The sequence below is a fragment of the Streptomyces sp. NPDC001068 genome (assembly GCF_042897315.1).
GTDB lineage: Bacteria > Actinomycetota > Actinomycetes > Streptomycetales > Streptomycetaceae > Streptomyces.
Window position 1 is genome coordinate 923,911 of the sequence record NZ_JBIAYD010000002.1, and the last position, 14,264, is coordinate 938,174.

The 14,264-nt window shown below is 71.0% G+C and carries 12 protein-coding genes; 3 read left to right on the forward strand and 9 right to left on the reverse strand.

From position 1 onward, the window contains the following. Positions 1 to 40: 40 nt before the first annotated feature. From sbnA to ACFY3I_RS09230, 7 genes are all read right to left on the reverse strand, one after another. Positions 41 to 1,096, reverse strand: a complete 1,056-nt coding sequence (gene sbnA / locus ACFY3I_RS09200) for a 2,3-diaminopropionate biosynthesis protein SbnA (protein WP_390860051.1) — start codon at positions 1,094 to 1,096, stop codon at positions 41 to 43. Positions 1,097 to 1,132: 36 nt separating this feature from the next. Further along, positions 1,133 to 2,203 (reverse strand): 2,3-diaminopropionate biosynthesis protein SbnB, encoded by a 1,071-nt coding sequence (gene sbnB, locus ACFY3I_RS09205; RefSeq protein WP_390860052.1) that lies wholly within the window; start codon positions 2,201 to 2,203, stop codon positions 1,133 to 1,135. After that, positions 2,200 to 3,204, reverse strand: coding sequence for a TauD/TfdA family dioxygenase (locus ACFY3I_RS09210; RefSeq protein ID WP_390860053.1), 1,005 nt, complete (start codon positions 3,202 to 3,204; stop codon positions 2,200 to 2,202). The genes sbnB and ACFY3I_RS09210 overlap by 4 nt, the downstream gene beginning before the upstream one ends. A 41-nt stretch (positions 3,205 to 3,245) precedes the next feature. Continuing rightward, positions 3,246 to 6,494 (reverse strand): amino acid adenylation domain-containing protein, encoded by a 3,249-nt coding sequence (locus ACFY3I_RS09215; RefSeq protein WP_390860054.1) that lies wholly within the window; start codon positions 6,492 to 6,494, stop codon positions 3,246 to 3,248. A 13-nt stretch (positions 6,495 to 6,507) separates the two neighbouring features. Further along, positions 6,508 to 9,090 carry a Pls/PosA family non-ribosomal peptide synthetase gene (locus ACFY3I_RS09220; protein WP_390860055.1) on the reverse strand — a complete coding sequence of 861 codons (2,583 nt, stop codon included), beginning with the start codon at positions 9,088 to 9,090 and terminating at the stop codon, positions 6,508 to 6,510. A gap of 577 nt (positions 9,091 to 9,667) precedes the next feature. Next, entirely contained in the window at positions 9,668 to 9,829 is a 162-nt protein-coding gene (locus ACFY3I_RS09225) for a hypothetical protein (protein WP_390860056.1), read from the reverse strand. Positions 9,830 to 10,366: 537 nt separating this feature from the next. Next, positions 10,367 to 10,807, reverse strand: a complete 441-nt coding sequence (locus ACFY3I_RS09230; RefSeq protein ID WP_365286059.1) for an ATP-binding protein — start codon at positions 10,805 to 10,807, stop codon at positions 10,367 to 10,369. A 235-nt stretch (positions 10,808 to 11,042) separates the two neighbouring features. Between ACFY3I_RS09230 and ACFY3I_RS09235 the strand changes: the two genes are divergently transcribed. Together ACFY3I_RS09235 and ACFY3I_RS09240 are read left to right on the forward strand one after the other, a co-directional pair. Then, positions 11,043 to 11,918, forward strand: coding sequence for a helix-turn-helix domain-containing protein (locus ACFY3I_RS09235; protein ID WP_390860057.1), 876 nt, complete (start codon positions 11,043 to 11,045; stop codon positions 11,916 to 11,918). Further along, positions 11,915 to 12,175: a DUF397 domain-containing protein gene (locus tag ACFY3I_RS09240; RefSeq protein ID WP_365286063.1), complete on the forward strand. Its 261-nt coding sequence runs from the start codon at positions 11,915 to 11,917 to the stop codon at positions 12,173 to 12,175. The genes ACFY3I_RS09235 and ACFY3I_RS09240 overlap by 4 nt, the downstream gene beginning before the upstream one ends. A 117-nt stretch (positions 12,176 to 12,292) precedes the next feature. Here the strand turns inward: ACFY3I_RS09240 and ACFY3I_RS09245 are convergent, their stop codons facing one another. Beyond that, positions 12,293 to 13,147, reverse strand: coding sequence for a chitosanase (locus ACFY3I_RS09245; RefSeq protein ID WP_365286065.1), 855 nt, complete (start codon positions 13,145 to 13,147; stop codon positions 12,293 to 12,295). A 213-nt stretch (positions 13,148 to 13,360) separates the two neighbouring features. Here ACFY3I_RS09245 and ACFY3I_RS09250 point away from each other — a divergent pair, with 213 nt between their 5' ends. Further along, positions 13,361 to 13,708 (forward strand): tetratricopeptide repeat protein, encoded by a 348-nt coding sequence (locus ACFY3I_RS09250; protein WP_390860058.1) that lies wholly within the window; start codon positions 13,361 to 13,363, stop codon positions 13,706 to 13,708. Positions 13,709 to 13,830: 122 nt separating this feature from the next. On the opposite strand, the gene ACFY3I_RS09255 is transcribed toward ACFY3I_RS09250, so the two are convergent. After that, positions 13,831 to 14,247 carry a BlaI/MecI/CopY family transcriptional regulator gene (locus ACFY3I_RS09255; RefSeq protein ID WP_390860059.1) on the reverse strand — a complete coding sequence of 139 codons (417 nt, stop codon included), beginning with the start codon at positions 14,245 to 14,247 and terminating at the stop codon, positions 13,831 to 13,833. Positions 14,248 to 14,264 lie beyond the last annotated feature (17 nt).

Consider the following 14,264-nt stretch of genomic DNA (forward strand, 5'->3'; position numbering starts at 1 on the left):
GCGGTGGCGTCCGAGGGACCGTTTCGCCGGGAGCCCGGTGTCAGGTGGTGCGGCGGCGGGCCGGGGCCCGTGACGCCGACTTGGGTTCCCTGGCCGGGGTGTCGGTCTGTACGGTGGCGACGTCGGTGGCGGTGCCGGTGTCGGTTTCGAGCACCTGGTCGCCGTACAGGTCGTGGAGCCAGTTGGTCTGGTAGATGGTGTCGAGGTAGCGCTCCCCGAGGTCGGGGGCGACGGCCACCGCGGTGAGGCCTCGGCTGTCGTGCCGGGACAGCCAGTCCGTCGCTCCGCTGACCACGGTTCCGGTGGAACCGCCGAACAGGAAGCCGTTTCTGGCCATGCGGTGGCACATCCGGATGGTGTCCGGTTCCTCGACCTTGATCACCTCGTCGACGAGGGACTCGTCGAGCAGCGGTGGCCGCATGCTCATGCCGAGGCCGGGGATCATCCGGCGGCCCGGTTCGCCGCCGAACGCGACCGAGCCGGCCGCGTCCACCGCGACGATCCGCACCGGGCGGGGCCACTCGCGGAAGTAGCGCGCGCAGCCCATCAGGGTTCCGGTGGTACCGGCCCCGACGAACAGCACGTCCACCTCCGGGAACCGGCGGGCGATCTCCGGAGCCGTCGTACGGTAGTGGGCCAGCCAGTTACCGGCGTTGGTGTACTGGCTGAGCCAGACGTATCGGTCGTCGGAGGCGCACAGCGAGCGGACGTAGTCGATCCGCTTGCCCAGGAAACCGCCGTTGGCGTCCTGGTCTGCCACGATGTGCACCTCACTGCCGAGTGCCTCCATGAGGAGTCGGGTCGACAGGTTGCACCGGGAGTCCGTCACACACAGAAACCGGTAACCCTTGCTTGCGGCGATCATGCTGAGCGCGACGCCGAGGTTTCCGGAGGAGGACTCCACGAGGACGGAATCCGCTGTCAGGATTCCGTCCCGCTCGGCGCTCTCCACCATCTCGTTGGCTGCCTTCAACTTGATGGAGCCTGCGAAGTTGAAGGCCTCGCACTTCAGGTAGAGCGGGTGACCGCAGATCGACGCGAGATCGACGAAGAGGTCGCCCTCGTTGAAGGCATGCGGAGCGGATATGACGGGCACGGCGGGCCTCCTGATGCCGGGCCGAGGACCTCGGCCTCAGCCGTACCGACGCAGTTCGTGGAAGAAGTCATCGATGAGACGCAGGTCCCCCGACCGTGACACCTCGTCGTAGACGTGCTTGCCGACGGCGAGGTCGAGGACGCCGAGCCCGAACGGTGAGAAGATCACCGTCCGGTCGGCCGGCGGCGCGGCCCGTCCGGCCATCACGTCGCCGAGGGTTCCGTTCAGGAAGTCCCGGTTGCCGCTGAGCTGTTCGGCCAGATGGGGCGACGTGTCGGCCTTGAGGCAGTGCTCGACGTCGTCGACGAAGTTGGCCGAGCCCAGCAGGATCTCCGGGGCGAGGTCGCGCAGGGAGACGTGCAGGACCAGCGGGTTGTGCGAGAACAGGGCCTGGTCGGTGACGTGCGGCCGGCCGGCGATGGTGGCGAACACCACGAGGTCGCTGGCGCGGATCAGGTCCTCGGCGGTGTCGTGGACGGTGACGCGCGTGGCGCTGCCGGTCTCCCGGAGGTAGCCGCAGAAGCCGGCGGCGCTGTCCGCGGACAGGTCGTGCACGCCGACCTCGTCGAAGTCCCAGCCGCTGCCGGCCAGGAAGGTGTGGATGTACCGGGCGATCAGGCCGGTGCCGAAGAACCCGACCCGGGTGGGGCGCGTCCGGTTGCGGCTCAGCCAGTCGGCGGCCAGCGCGGCGGAGGCCGCCGTCCTGGTGGCGCTGATGATCGAGCTCTCCAGGCAGGCGAACGGGTAGCCGGTGTCGTGGTCGTTGAGGACGAGTACCGCGGACGCCCGCGGCAGCCCGGCACTCACGTTCTCCGGGAAGCTGGAGATCCACTTCAGGCCGTCGACGTTGACCGATCCGCCCAGGGAGGCCGGCAGCGCGATGATCCGCGAGGTGGGACGGTCGGCGAAGCGCAGGAAGTACGACGGCGGGTTGACCGAGTCGCCCGCGTCGTGCAGCCGGTAGACGGTCTCCACCAGCTCCACGAGCTGCTTCTCGTGCCCGCGGAGTGCCTGCTGCACCTGCTCGCCGGTGATCACCGCGAAGGTCGGCACGCCGGGACCGTCGGGCACCGCGGTCCGGGTGGTGGTCGACAGGGTGTCGGTCATCGCTCGCTCGCCTCCAGGGCCGGGCAGTCGTCGGCGGGCCGCAGCGGCTCGCCCAGGCCGACCAGCACCTGGCGCTCTCCGGAGAACGCCTCCCTGCTGTGCGCGGTGCGGATGTTGTCCACCAGCAGCAGGTCGCCGGCTTGCCAGGGTTCGCGCCGGGTGTGCGCCTCGTAGGTGCTGTTGACGATGCGGACGACCTCCTCGTCGATCGGGGAGCCGTCGCCGTGGCGGGTGTTGAACGGCAGACCGTCCGGACCGTAGACGTCGAGCAGGTACTCGCGCACCTCCGGGTCCAGGGTCCACTCGTTGAGGAAGGCGATCTGGTTGAACCAGCAGCGCCGGCCGGTGACCGGGTGCCGGACGACGGCGGCGCGGCGCTGCTCGGTGCGCAGTGTCCCGTCGGGCTGCCAGGCGCAGGTGATGCCGTTCGCCCGGCAGTACTCCTCGATTCCGGCGCGGTCGGCGGTGCCGAACGACTCGGCGAGGCTCGCCCCGATCTCGTCGTTGTAGCTGCGGGTCAGGATCCAGCCCTCGCGCTCGAACCGTTCGGTGAGCCCGGTGGGCAGCGCCCGCAGGACTTCCTCGGCGTCGGCCACCGCGGTCGCGCCGCCCTGCTGGGGGGCGGTGAGGCAGGCGAACAGCATCAGGCCGGGCACCTCGTGCTGGTAGCTCAGCTCGTGGTGCATGCACATCGGCTGGTGGTCGGGCCACGGCGTGGAGGAGTAGACGCCCCGGCCGTGGGCCTCGCGGGGGGCGAAGGCCTCCCGCTCCGTCATGAGGTCACCGGCCATCCCGGCGAAGACGGCACCGACCTGGGCGGGGTCGCGCAGTCCGAGGCCGCGGACGACCAGCGCCCCGTGCTCGGCGACCTGCGCGCGCAGCGCCTCGCGGTGCTCGGCGGTCCAACTCGGGGCGTCGTCGGGGGGATCGACGCACAGCAGCGCCGGCTTGTCCGGCCGCAGCTCCACATCGAGGGGTGATGCCAGGGATGAGAACGGCATCTCGGTTTCCTTTCGGTCGACCGCCTGGGGGGTGACGGAGGTCAGGAGGAGGCGAGGGGAAGGACGCTGTTCAGAACGGCCTGCGCCGTCTCGGCCGGACGGGTACGAAGGAAGTGGTGTCCCCCGTCGGCGAGTTCATGGAGTTCGACATGGTCGGCCAGGAGCTGCCAGTCGCGGTGGCGCTGGGCGTGGCCGGCGGTGTGCGGGTCGTCGGCGGCGACCACCACCGAGACCGGCGCGGTCAGTCTCACCGTCGGCGGGGCTTCCAGTGCCTGGTGGAAGTAGCGGTGCGCGGCGACGCAGTCGTGCCGGTAGGCGGCGGCGATGTGTTCGGCGTGCGGCGCGTTGAGTTCGACGAGTTCGGCGTAGCCGCCCTCGCCGGTCAGCCGCTCGGCGATCTCGGCGTCGCTCCTGCCGGTCAGTTCGACGATCGCGGCGAACCGTTCGGCGGCGGTGCCGAGGAGTTGCGCGCCGAGGAAGATCCGGGCCACCTGCACGCCCCGGTCCTGGAGTCTGCGGGCGGTCTCGACGGCCGCGGCCGTTCCCGAGGAGTGGCCCCACAGGACGACCCGGGTGAGACCGCGGGCCGTGATCTCGGCGACGGTCCGCTCGGCCACCTGCTCGATGGTCTCGAACGGCTCGGGCGGCGCGGCCAGGTTGTGGCCCGGCAGGTCCACCGCGAGGACCGGCAGGCCGCTGCCCGCCAGGGCGCTCGCCATCGGCTGGTAGTTGACGGCGTTGCCGCCCGCGTACGGGAAGCACACCAGGGTGCATTCCGAGGCCCGGCCGGTGCCCGACAGGGGCAGCAGCAGTTCGGGGCGCTGGCGGGCCGTGCCGTCGAGGAGGGCGGCCAGGTCCGCGAGGACCGGGTGCCGGGTGATGTCCTTGAGGGTCACCGCGCGGTCCAGGGCGATGCTGAGCTTGACCGCGGTCAGGGAGGTGCCGCCGGCGTCGAAGAAGTGCTCCGTGCGGCCGATCCGCCGCTCGGGCACGCCCAGGAGTTCGGCCCAGGCGGCGGCCAGCCGCCGTTCGGTCGGGCTGAGCGGGGCGGTGTCGTCGTCCGCGGGCTCCGTGTCGGGCGCGGACTGCTCGGCCAGGGCGGTCAGGGCCTTGCGGTCGATCTTCCCGTTGGCGGTCAGCGGCAGGCTCTCCCGCCAGTGGAAGGCCGACGGCACCATGTAGCCGGGCAGGTCCGCGCCGAGCGTCCCGCGGAGGGTCTCGGGTTCCTGCTCGTCGCCGGCGTAGAAGGCGATCAGCTGCTTGCCGCCGCCACTGCGTTCGGCGACGACCACGGCTCCGTCCCGCACGCCGTCGGCCCGCAGCAGGCAGTTCTCGATCTCGCCGATCTCGATCCGGAAGCCCCGGATCTTGACCTGGCTGTCCCGGCGGCCGAGGAACTCCAGTTTGCCGCCGGGGTGCCAGCGGCCCCAGTCACCGCCGAGGTAGAGCCGCTCGCCGGGCCGGTAGGGGTCCGTGCGGTACGACTCCCGGGTGCGTTCGGGGTCGTTGACGTACCCGCGGCCCACGCAGACACCGGAGAAGGCGATCAGTCCGGGGGCGCCCAGCGGTACCAACGACAGCTTCTCGTCGACGACATGGACGCGGACGTTGTTGACGGCCCGCCCCAGCAGGACCCGTTCCGGCACCTCGCGGAGGAGCTCGTGGTTGGTGTCGTCCGACGTCTCGGTCAGCCCGTAGGCGTTGAGCAGTTCGATGCCCGGCTTGACCGTGAACCAGCGCTGGACCAGCTCCCGTTTGAGCGCCTCACCGGTCACCGACACGCAGCGCAGGTCGGGAAGCATCCGCGGGTGCCGCTCCAGATAGGAGACGACGACCTCCAGGTACGACGGCACGAGCTGTGCCACGCCCACCCGGTGGCGTTCCAGGGTGCCGACGAACCGCTCCACGTCGGTGATCACGTCCTGTTCCACCAGCAGGGTCCGGCCGCCGACCAGCAGCGGGGCGACGAGCTGCCACAGGGAGATGTCGAAGCACTGCGGGGCGGTCTGCGCCACCACGGTCGTCTCGCCGATCGACAGGTCGTCGATCTTGGCGTGGAGGTGGTTGAGCATGCCCGCGTGCTCGCACATCGCGCCCTTGGGCTCGCCGGTGGAGCCGGAGGTGAAGTAGATGTAGGCGAGCTGGTCGGCGTCGACGCGGACGCCGGGGGCGTCGTCGGCGTGCGACTCGGCGTACGCGGTCTCCGTCAGAAGCTTCTCGAGGCCGTCCAGGTCGGCCAGCGCCTCGTCCAGGGTGTCGGTGCTCCCGGTCTCCGTGAGCACCAGCCGGCACCGCGCCCGGGACAGCGTCGCCGCGATCCGGCCGGCCGGGAAGTGCGGTTCGATCGGGAGGTAGGTGCCGCCGGCCTTGAACACCGCGAGGACGGCCGCCAGCCAGTCGAGGTTGCGCTCGGTGACGACGGCGACGACGTCCTCCCGGCCCAGCCCCCTGGCCAGCAGTGCGCGCGCCAGCCGGTTGGCCCGCCGGTCGAGTTCGCCGTACGTCCACTGCTCCTCGCCGTGGACGGCGGCCACCGTCTGCGGGTGGGCCCGGGCGTGCTGCTCGAACAGTTCGTGGGCGCGCAGGTCGGGCAGCGCACGGTCGGGCCCGGCGAGGTCCTCGAGCTGTTCGCGTCGCTCCTCGGCGGAGAGCAGGCTCGCCCGGCCGTGGTCGGCGTCGGGCTGCGCGGTCATCAGCCGCAGCGCGGTCAGGTGGTAGCCGCCGATGCGGGCGGCGGCCCGGTCGTCGAGGACGTCCGTGCGGTAGCGCAGGAGCAGCGCCAGCCGCCCGTCCCGCTCGGACCAGCGCACGTGCAGGACACCCTCGTCAGGGGCCGGCGCGGCCGTCGCCGGCCCGAACACGACCTCGTACGACGGCTCGGTCACCGCGAGTTCGCGCCGCAGTTCGGCCACCGGGAAGTCGCGGTGGGCCAGCACCTGCGTCTCGGCCTCGTGGGCGGCGGTGAGCAGGTCCGTCCAGGAGCCGGCGGGAACGGACATCCGGCAGGGGAGCGGCTCGCCGTCGCCGGTCGTGTACCCGGTGACCACCTCGGGTTCGCCGGAGAGCACGGCCAGCACCTTCAGGTGCGCGGCCAGCATCGGCGCGCCTACCGGCAGCCGCCGTCGCCCGGCCAGTGAACGCACCGCCAGGGCCGTGTCGTCCGGCACGGGTATCTCGTGCTCGGCCGTCCCCTGCGCCGGGTTCGGCGCCCACCGCGGCACGGTGCTGACACCGCCTGCCGTCAGTGTGCGGCTCCAGAAGTCCCGGTCGGATTCCACGCGCGATCCCATCGAATGGCCTTCCTCAACTCACGTTCGCCGAGGCGACGTTGGCTATGGACGTGGTCCGGCGGGCGACGCCGGTCCGGTTACCGCTCTCCGGCATGTCGACGGCGGGATTGCCGCCCCACTGTGCGTTCGGGGGGACTTCCTCGCCCTTCATGAGGAAGGCGTCGGGCGCGAGCACCGAGCCGTCGCCCATGGTCACGCCGTAGTGCACGTGGGAGCCGACACCGAGGGTGCAGTCGGCGCCGAGCGCGGTGACGTCGGACTTGAAGGTGCCGTCCTCCTGCGAATGGCACTGGATCTTGCTGCCGGCGTTGAGGGTGCACTCGTCACCGATGGCGCTCAGGGTCCGCTCGGTGATGTAGACGCCGTCGTCGAACACCCTGCTGCCGATGCGGACGCCCAGCAGCCGCCAGACCAGGGCCTTGAACGGGGTGCCGTTGAAGAGGTTCAGATAGTGGTCCGGGACCTTCCACAGCCGCTCGTGCCACCAGAAGTACGGGTCGTAGATGGAGCAGAGCCGCGGGCGCAGCGCCCGGAACCTTCCGATGCAGCGCTCCAGCAGGACCCAGTACGCGGTGGAGAAGAGGAGCGTGAAGGCGAGGTAGCCGCCGATGACCACGTGACCGACCACGCCGTACATGTCCACGGAGGCGAGTCCGAACAGGGTGAGGGCGAAGGTGAGCAGCCAGCGCGCGAGAAGCATGCCCGTCAGGGTGACGAAGTTGTGACGGTTCTTCGCGGCGAGCCGGCGGCGGAAGGTGTCGCCGGTCCGCAGGTGGTCGAAGCGGGTGTCGCGGTCCACCGTGCGGGGGATCTCGAAGCTCGGTGAGCCGAGGAGGCCGACGCCTTCGCGCACCTCGCCGTCCAGGGGGACCATCACCTTGGTCGCCAGCAGGCAGTTCGCGCCCGTCCTGCCCCCGGCCGGGTAGGCGATGTTGTTGCCCAGGAAGTTGTTCGGTCCGATCGTCACCCTGGACAGCCGGAACGAGGTGCTGGAGAAGTCGGCGTTCAGGACGGACAGGCCGTCGGCGACCATCGTCCCGCTGCCGACGGTGACCAGCAGAGGCGACTCGTGCTGCAGCTCGGTGCCGAAGTTGGAGCCGGTCTGCTCGACGCGTGACAGGTTGTACCCGATGCCGCGCAGGTAGGGGACGATGTACGAGCTGTCGCCGAACAGCCAGGTGAAGAACTTGATGTTCGTCATGCGGGCCGTGGTCCGCTGCAGGACGTAGTGGAATCCGTAGAGCGGATAGACCGTGTCGGGCTTGAGGACCCTGGCCACCAGCCGCGGGACGGTGCACAGGGTCAGCAGCCCGAGGACCACGAACCCGAAGAAGAGGACGCTGGACAGGACCAGGGCGTCGGGGACCAGCTCCGAGGGGCTCAGCGAGACCGACTGCGGGTCGAGTCGCCTGCCGATCGCCGGTACCCCGGTGAAGAGCATGTACATACCGCCGACGAGCAGCGGGATGTAGAGGACGAACATCTGCGTCAGGGTGCCCAGGCCGAACCAGGCCCGGCGCAGGGTGCCGCAGGGGGCCGGCGCGACCCTGGCGTAGTCGACCCGGGTGGGTTCCGCCGGGGACCCGTGCCAGTGTTCGCCGGCCGGGACCGACTGCCCGCGGTACAGGGCGGAGGAGTGCCCCAGCTGGGCGCCGTCACCCATGGCGGTGTCGATGTCCAGGACGGTCTTCTCGCCGACGAAGACGTTCGCGCCGAGGGTGATCCGGCCGGTCTGGATGTGTCCGGCGTGCGCCCGGTAGCAGAGGAGGTAGGTGTCCTTGCGGATCACCGTGTCCGCGCCGATCGTCAGGAGGTCGGTGCAGACCGGGATCGTGCGGGAGAGGATCGTGACCCCCTTGCCGATCCGTGCGCCGAGGGCCCGGAGGTAGAGGACGAACAGCGGGGTTCCGGCGAGCAGGACCATCGGATTGGCGTGAATGAGTACCTTGACGAGCCAGAAGCGCAGGTACTCCAGGCCCCAGACGGGGAACTCACCGGGCCGCCAGCGGCCGACGAGCAGCCATTTCGCGGCGACCGGGAAGGCGCACATCATCACGAAGGCCGCGCTTCCGAACGCCATCGACCGCAGATAGACGTCGACCGGACCCGAACCGGCGGCGATCCACTCGTACCCCGTCGCGGTGGCGTAGCCGGAGACCATCGAATAGCCGAGGAAGACCAGCAGTTGGACGGTTCCGCAGAGCAGGTGCGTCAGCTGCTTCACGCGCGGGTCCGCAGCCGGCGGCGGGGGTGCCGTGGGGGGCGGAGCCGTCGCCGGAGCGGCTGGGGCGGGGGCGGGGGTCCCGAGCGCGGCGGTGAGGCTGCGGATCGTGGGGTGCTGGTAGATGTCCTTCATGGACGGGGAGGGCAGATCCTCGGCCTTGCGTATTCGTGCGCAGAACTGGGCCATGACCAGGGAGTTGGCACCCAGGTCGGTGAAGAAGTGGCGGTCTGCGGGAACGCTCTCGGCGCCCAGCAGTTCGGCCAGCGCCTGCGCGAGCCGCCGCTCGGTCTCCTCGTCCCGGTGACCGGTGCCGCTCAGCGCGACGACGGATTCATCCGGCTCCGAAACGACCTCGGAGGACTGTTCCACCATGCGATCTCCTGGAGGACGTGGATGTTCCTGATCACCAACCGGCGGATTCAGTTTGTCCAGGGAGATCTACGTCTGCCACTTGTGTCCTTGGGGCGCGGATCCGGCCGGAACGACGCGTCAGCCCGCAGATCCTGGGATTCCGGCGGGGACGGGCAGGGCCCGGTTCACCCACATGGCGGTCCCCCAACCGGAAGCAACCACAGGCCCGCGGGACGGGAGCCGCAGCACGGCGGAGGGGCGGGGACTCGGCAGGCGGGCCTCTTGATCGCCGGCCCACCTCGGGGCACCGCCACCACGGGCGATCACTCCGCCCCGTCACCTGTCCCCCATCACCAGTCCCCCCGTCACCTGTCGCCCATCACCTGACGCCCGGCACACGGAACAGGCTCACGGCTCGCGGCACCCGGCACCCGGCACCCGGCACCCGGCACCCGGACCAGGCACCCGGACCAGGCTCACGGAACCCGGTGGCGATGGCCGGCCGCTGCGACGGAGGGCTGCGTGGTCGCGCGGGCACGCCGGCGGGCCGGGGCGCGGCCCTGGACGGGCCTCGTCACGGCGGCGGGGCGGGGCAGGATCAGCCGGCGGCCGTCCAGGCCTTCGGGTCCATGCCGCGCCACTCGATCAGATCCGGGTCGTCGACCGTCGTATTGGCCTCGGGCAGCCCGGCCCGACGCAGGAACTCGACGACGTCGAGCAGGTGATACGCGGTGCCGACGTACTCTCCGCGAATGGTCACCCGCCTGCCACCGTCGGTGCCCGGCGGCTGCACCACCACAGGCGCGTCTTTCATGACTGCCGAATGCCCCGTACCGGGCCGGGTCATGCGGGCGCGGGGCCGTCCGATACACCCCGTCGCGACGCCGTTCCGGCCGGTCGCGGCACTCGGCGCGGCCGAAACCCGGCCCCCGCGGCGCCGCGCCCCGTGCGCCGGGGCGGACACGGCCGTCCTCCGGGTGGAGTAAAGGGGGAACCGGCCCGCGCCGTCCGCGCCGGGATCCGGCGGCCGGCCCGGATCCCGCTCCGGAACGAGCGGGATCCGGGGCCGCGCGGCAACCCCGGCCGGGGCCACCGGGGCCGGCTCGCGCGGTCACTCGGACGGTCATGGAGGTGCCCCGGTGAGCACGGTCGCCCTCCCCCAAGCGGGGCGAGCGTGCTCACCGGGGCGGGCGCCGGCTCCGCGGTGTCGCGCGGAGCCGTGACGGGCGAGTCCCCCCTCACCCGTCCGGCACACCCGGACCGTCCCCCTGGGTCCTGGGTGTGCCCGGCGCCTGCGTCAGGGCGTCAGTGTGGCCCACACGGCGTGGCCGCTGGTGAGCCGGGACCGGTCGACGCCCCAGGAGTCCGCGAGTTCCTCGACGAGCAGCAGTCCCCGGCCGCCCTCGTCGTCGGGGCCGGGCTCGCGCCGGAGCAGGCCCCGCCGCGAGTAGTCGTGGTCGTGCACCTCCAGCCGGAGGCAGCCCTCTGTGATCATGCCCATGCCACACAGGATGCGGACACTGAAGGTGTGGCGGATGGCGTTGGTGACCAGCTCGGACACGAGCAGCACCGCGTCCTCGCACAGCTCACCGGGCATCCCCCACGCCCCCAGCCGCTCTCTCACCGAGCGGCGGGCGACTCTGACACTGGAACGGTGCGCGGGCAGCTCGATCCAGTGCGCCTGGTCGGGGTCGACGACGTCTAACAGGTCGAGCGGGGAGGTCGCGTGGGGGGGCACGTGGTTGCCTTCCGTCAGGCGGCTGCGGCGGGGAGCAGGCAGAGCTGAGCAACGTCCACGCGGGAGGCGTCGGTTGCCCGTGAGCGGAACCGCGATTTACTCAAGTAACTATGCGCGCAGTCGGGTTCACCCTGCAACCGACTCCCTGATAATTTCAGACTGCCGGTGTCGGTGTGGTCGCTTCGTCAAGTGCCTGTCAAACTTGTACCGGTGACGTTCCCTCAGGAGGTAGGGCGTGAGCGAAGGCCGGTCGAACGCGAGCAGCGCCAGTGCGCCCACCGTGCTGCGCATGATCCTGGGCCGCAGGCTCCAGGAGCGGCGCCAGGATGCCGGTGTGTCCCTGGACGAGGCGGCGCGGGCACTGCGGGTCGCTCCCCTGACCATCCGGCGCCTGGAGAAGGCGGAGGTGGCGCTCAAGCCCCTGTACGTGGAGAAGCTCCTGGAGACGTACGGCGCCGACCGGCAGGAGACCGAGGAGTTCGTCGCCTTCGCCGAGCGGGCCAACGAGCCCGGCTGGTGGCACACCTACCGTGACGTGCTGCCCAACTGGTTCAGCGCCTACGTCAGCCTGGAGACCGGGGCCAAGACCCTGCGCACCTACGAGCCGCACTACGCCACGGGGCTGCTGCAGACCCGCGAGTACGCGCGGGCCGTGCTCAGCGGCGGCTTCCCGAACGACGGCGACGAGGAGCTGGAACGGCGTGTGAACCTGCGGCTGCGCCGTCAGGCCCTGCTGGAGCGGGCCGAGGCGCCCACCCTGTGGGTGGTCATGGAGGAGGCCGTCCTGCACCGGGTGGTGGGCGGCCCCCAGGTGATGCGGGCGCAGATCGAACGACTCCTGGAGGTCTCGGAGCTGGACCACATCAGCGTCGACGTCGTGCCGTTCACCGCCGGCGCCCATGTGGGCGCGTGCGCGCCGTTCACCTACTTCCGCTTCGAGGAGCCGGAGCTCCCCGACGTCGTCTACAGCGAGATCCTCTCCGGCGCGATGTACCTGGACCAGCGTTCCGACGTCGTCGCCCATCTGGAGGCGCACAACCGCATGTCCCTGCTGACCTCCGACGCGCAGAGCAGGGCGCTCCTGAACCGCATGCGCAAGGAGTACGCATGACCATGATCGACGGCAGTGCCCATGACGTGTACAACGGCATGCCCGCCTCCGACCTCGGCGAGCAGGGCTGGGAGTCCCCCTGGAGCGGTCCCAACGGAGGGCAGTGCGTGCAGACGAAGCAACTCGCCGACGGACGGGTCGCGCTGCGCCAGTCGACCGATCCGGCGGGCCCCGCGCTGATCTACACACCGGAGGAGATCACGGCCTTCGTCGCCGGGGTCAAACGGGGTCTGGCCGACCATCTGACCACGGGCTGACCTCCCCACCCACCCCCGCCCGTGGGAGCCGGGCGGGCAACGGGCCGTGACACGGGCGGGCTCTCGTACGGCGGTGACACCGCCGTACGAGAGCCCGCCGCCCCCCCCCGGAACGGGTCAGCCGATGTGGTAGCTGTCCCCGTACACCTTCCAGTCGAGCGGGGTGTTCAGGCACAGGTTGCCCTTGTTGAGGAAGACCCGCTGCTCGGTGTCGACCCGGGTGGTGTCGCTGTGCGCCTCCTCCTGCTTCATCGCCCAGACCCGGGCGTCGAGGAAGGCGTTGAGGTAGGTCGTCTCGTTGCCGCCCTGGGCCGGCGGCTTGGCCTTGCCGAGGGCGCGCTTGCGTATGTTGCGGAAGCTGGTGGGGTCGTCGCCGTCGCCGTGCATGACGATGGCGTCGTAGTAGGCGAACTGCCCCAGCGTGCCCAGCCCGTCCGTCTTGCCCTGCGACACGGCCGGGTTGAAGTAGACCCGGTCGCGCTCGTCGTTCTGCGCCTGCTGGAAGGCGGTGTCCTGCGCGGCCTTGCGCCAGTCCGAGGCGAAGTTCGGGTCGAGGCCCGAGTGCGAGTCGGTGCCGTTGACGCGGCGCAGCGCCGGAAGGTACTTGGCGAGGACGTTGCCGGGCTTGCGGTCGGTGTAGAGCTGCACCAGGTCGAGCATGTCGCCGGTGCCCGAGCAGAACCCGATGATCCCGGCGGTGTAGCCGCGGCCGTCGCCGATGTCCTCGATGTACTTGTACTGCGCCTTCCAGTCGAGCGAGGAGTTCTCCGCGCTCGACACCAGCTTCATGGCGATCTCCTTCTTCGCCGCGTCGTCGAGGCCGGTGCAGCTCGCGGCCGCCGCGTCGGTGGCGGCGGACGCGTGTCCGGGACGCAGCAGTACCGCGCCGGCCGCGGATGCGCCCAGCAGGGCGAGCAGGGTGCGCCGGGAGGTCAGGGCGGGGGTCGTCGTGGGGTTGTTCGGGTGCCTCACGTGGGCTCCAGAAGGTGGTGGGGGTGGACTGGGATCCACTGATAGGAAGGTTTACTATCAGAGCCCACCCGTGATGTGTACCCATCACGCAGAAAGTTCGTAGGGTCGAACAAGAAAGGTCCGGACCACCACTTCGGGGCCGCGGAGCCGATCGGCCGGAGTGATGGAATATTCAACCAACCAGGTGGGTTGGGGCCTCGAAGGAGGTCACGAGTGGACACCACGTACTACGACCAGGGGACTCTCACCGAGCGCTGGGAACGGGCCCGGCTGTTCTTCGACGCCAAGGACTACGCGGGTGCCGCGCGGGTGCTCGCCGGGCTGGTCGAGGAGGTGCCGGAGCAGACCGGACCCCGGCTGCTGCTGGCCAGGGCCTACTACCACTCGGCCCAACTGCGGCGCGCCGAAGCGGAGTTGCGCGAGATCATCGAGCGCGACCCGGTGGAGCACTACGCCCGCCTGATGCTGGGCCGCACACTGCAGCGGCAGGCCAGGCACGAGGAGGCGAAGCCGCATCTGCGTCTCGCCTCGGCGCTGGCGGGCGACTTCCCCGAGGAGTGACTCCCCGCGGGGGAACGCAACGGTCAGGGCTCCGGGTCTCCCCCGGGGCCCTTTTCCGTGCCCGGGCCGTCAGAAGGATGGGCGGGGTACCTGGGCCGTCAGAAGGGGGTGGCGGCGGGTGATCAGTCCTCCGTACCGCCGCCTTCGGTGCGCGGGGTGTTCCGGCGCTTCACCCGGCCCGGTCCGGCACTCTCCAGGAGCGCCCTGAGCACCTGTTCGTCACCGGGCGGCAGGACGGTGACGAAGCTCGCCAGGACGGCCTCGCGGTCCCGTTCGCCGTCGAGGAGGCGGCGCATCCGCAGGGCGGCGAGCCGGGCCACGTCGGCGGTCGGCGTCCACAGGAAGGAACGGCCCTGGCGTTCGCGTGCGACGACGTCCTTGGCGAGCAACCGGGTCAGGATGGTCACCACGGTGGTGTAGGCGAGGTCGCCGCCGAGCCGCTCCTGCACCCAGGCGGCGGTGACCGGACCGCCGGCCTCGCGCAACGCGCCGAGCACCTGCCCCTCCAGCTCCCCCTGCCCGCGCCGGGCCCGCGCCATAGCCCCGTCTCCCTCCG

Bases quoted from the DNA above. Each gene is read 5' to 3' on its own strand.
- ACFY3I_RS09210 (WP_390860053.1), bottom strand. From the start codon at position 3,204: ATGCCGTTCTCATCCCTGGCATCACCCCTCGATGTGGAGCTGCGGCCG.
- ACFY3I_RS09240 (WP_365286063.1), top strand. From the start codon at position 11,915: ATGACCATGATCGACGGCAGTGCCCATGACGTGTACAACGGCATGCCC.
- sbnB (WP_390860052.1), bottom strand. From the start codon at position 2,203: ATGACCGACACCCTGTCGACCACCACCCGGACCGCGGTGCCCGACGGT.
- ACFY3I_RS09215 (WP_390860054.1), bottom strand. From the start codon at position 6,494: ATGGGATCGCGCGTGGAATCCGACCGGGACTTCTGGAGCCGCACACTG.
- ACFY3I_RS09255 (WP_390860059.1), bottom strand. From the start codon at position 14,247: ATGGCGCGGGCCCGGCGCGGGCAGGGGGAGCTGGAGGGGCAGGTGCTC.
- ACFY3I_RS09220 (WP_390860055.1), bottom strand. From the start codon at position 9,090: ATGGTGGAACAGTCCTCCGAGGTCGTTTCGGAGCCGGATGAATCCGTC.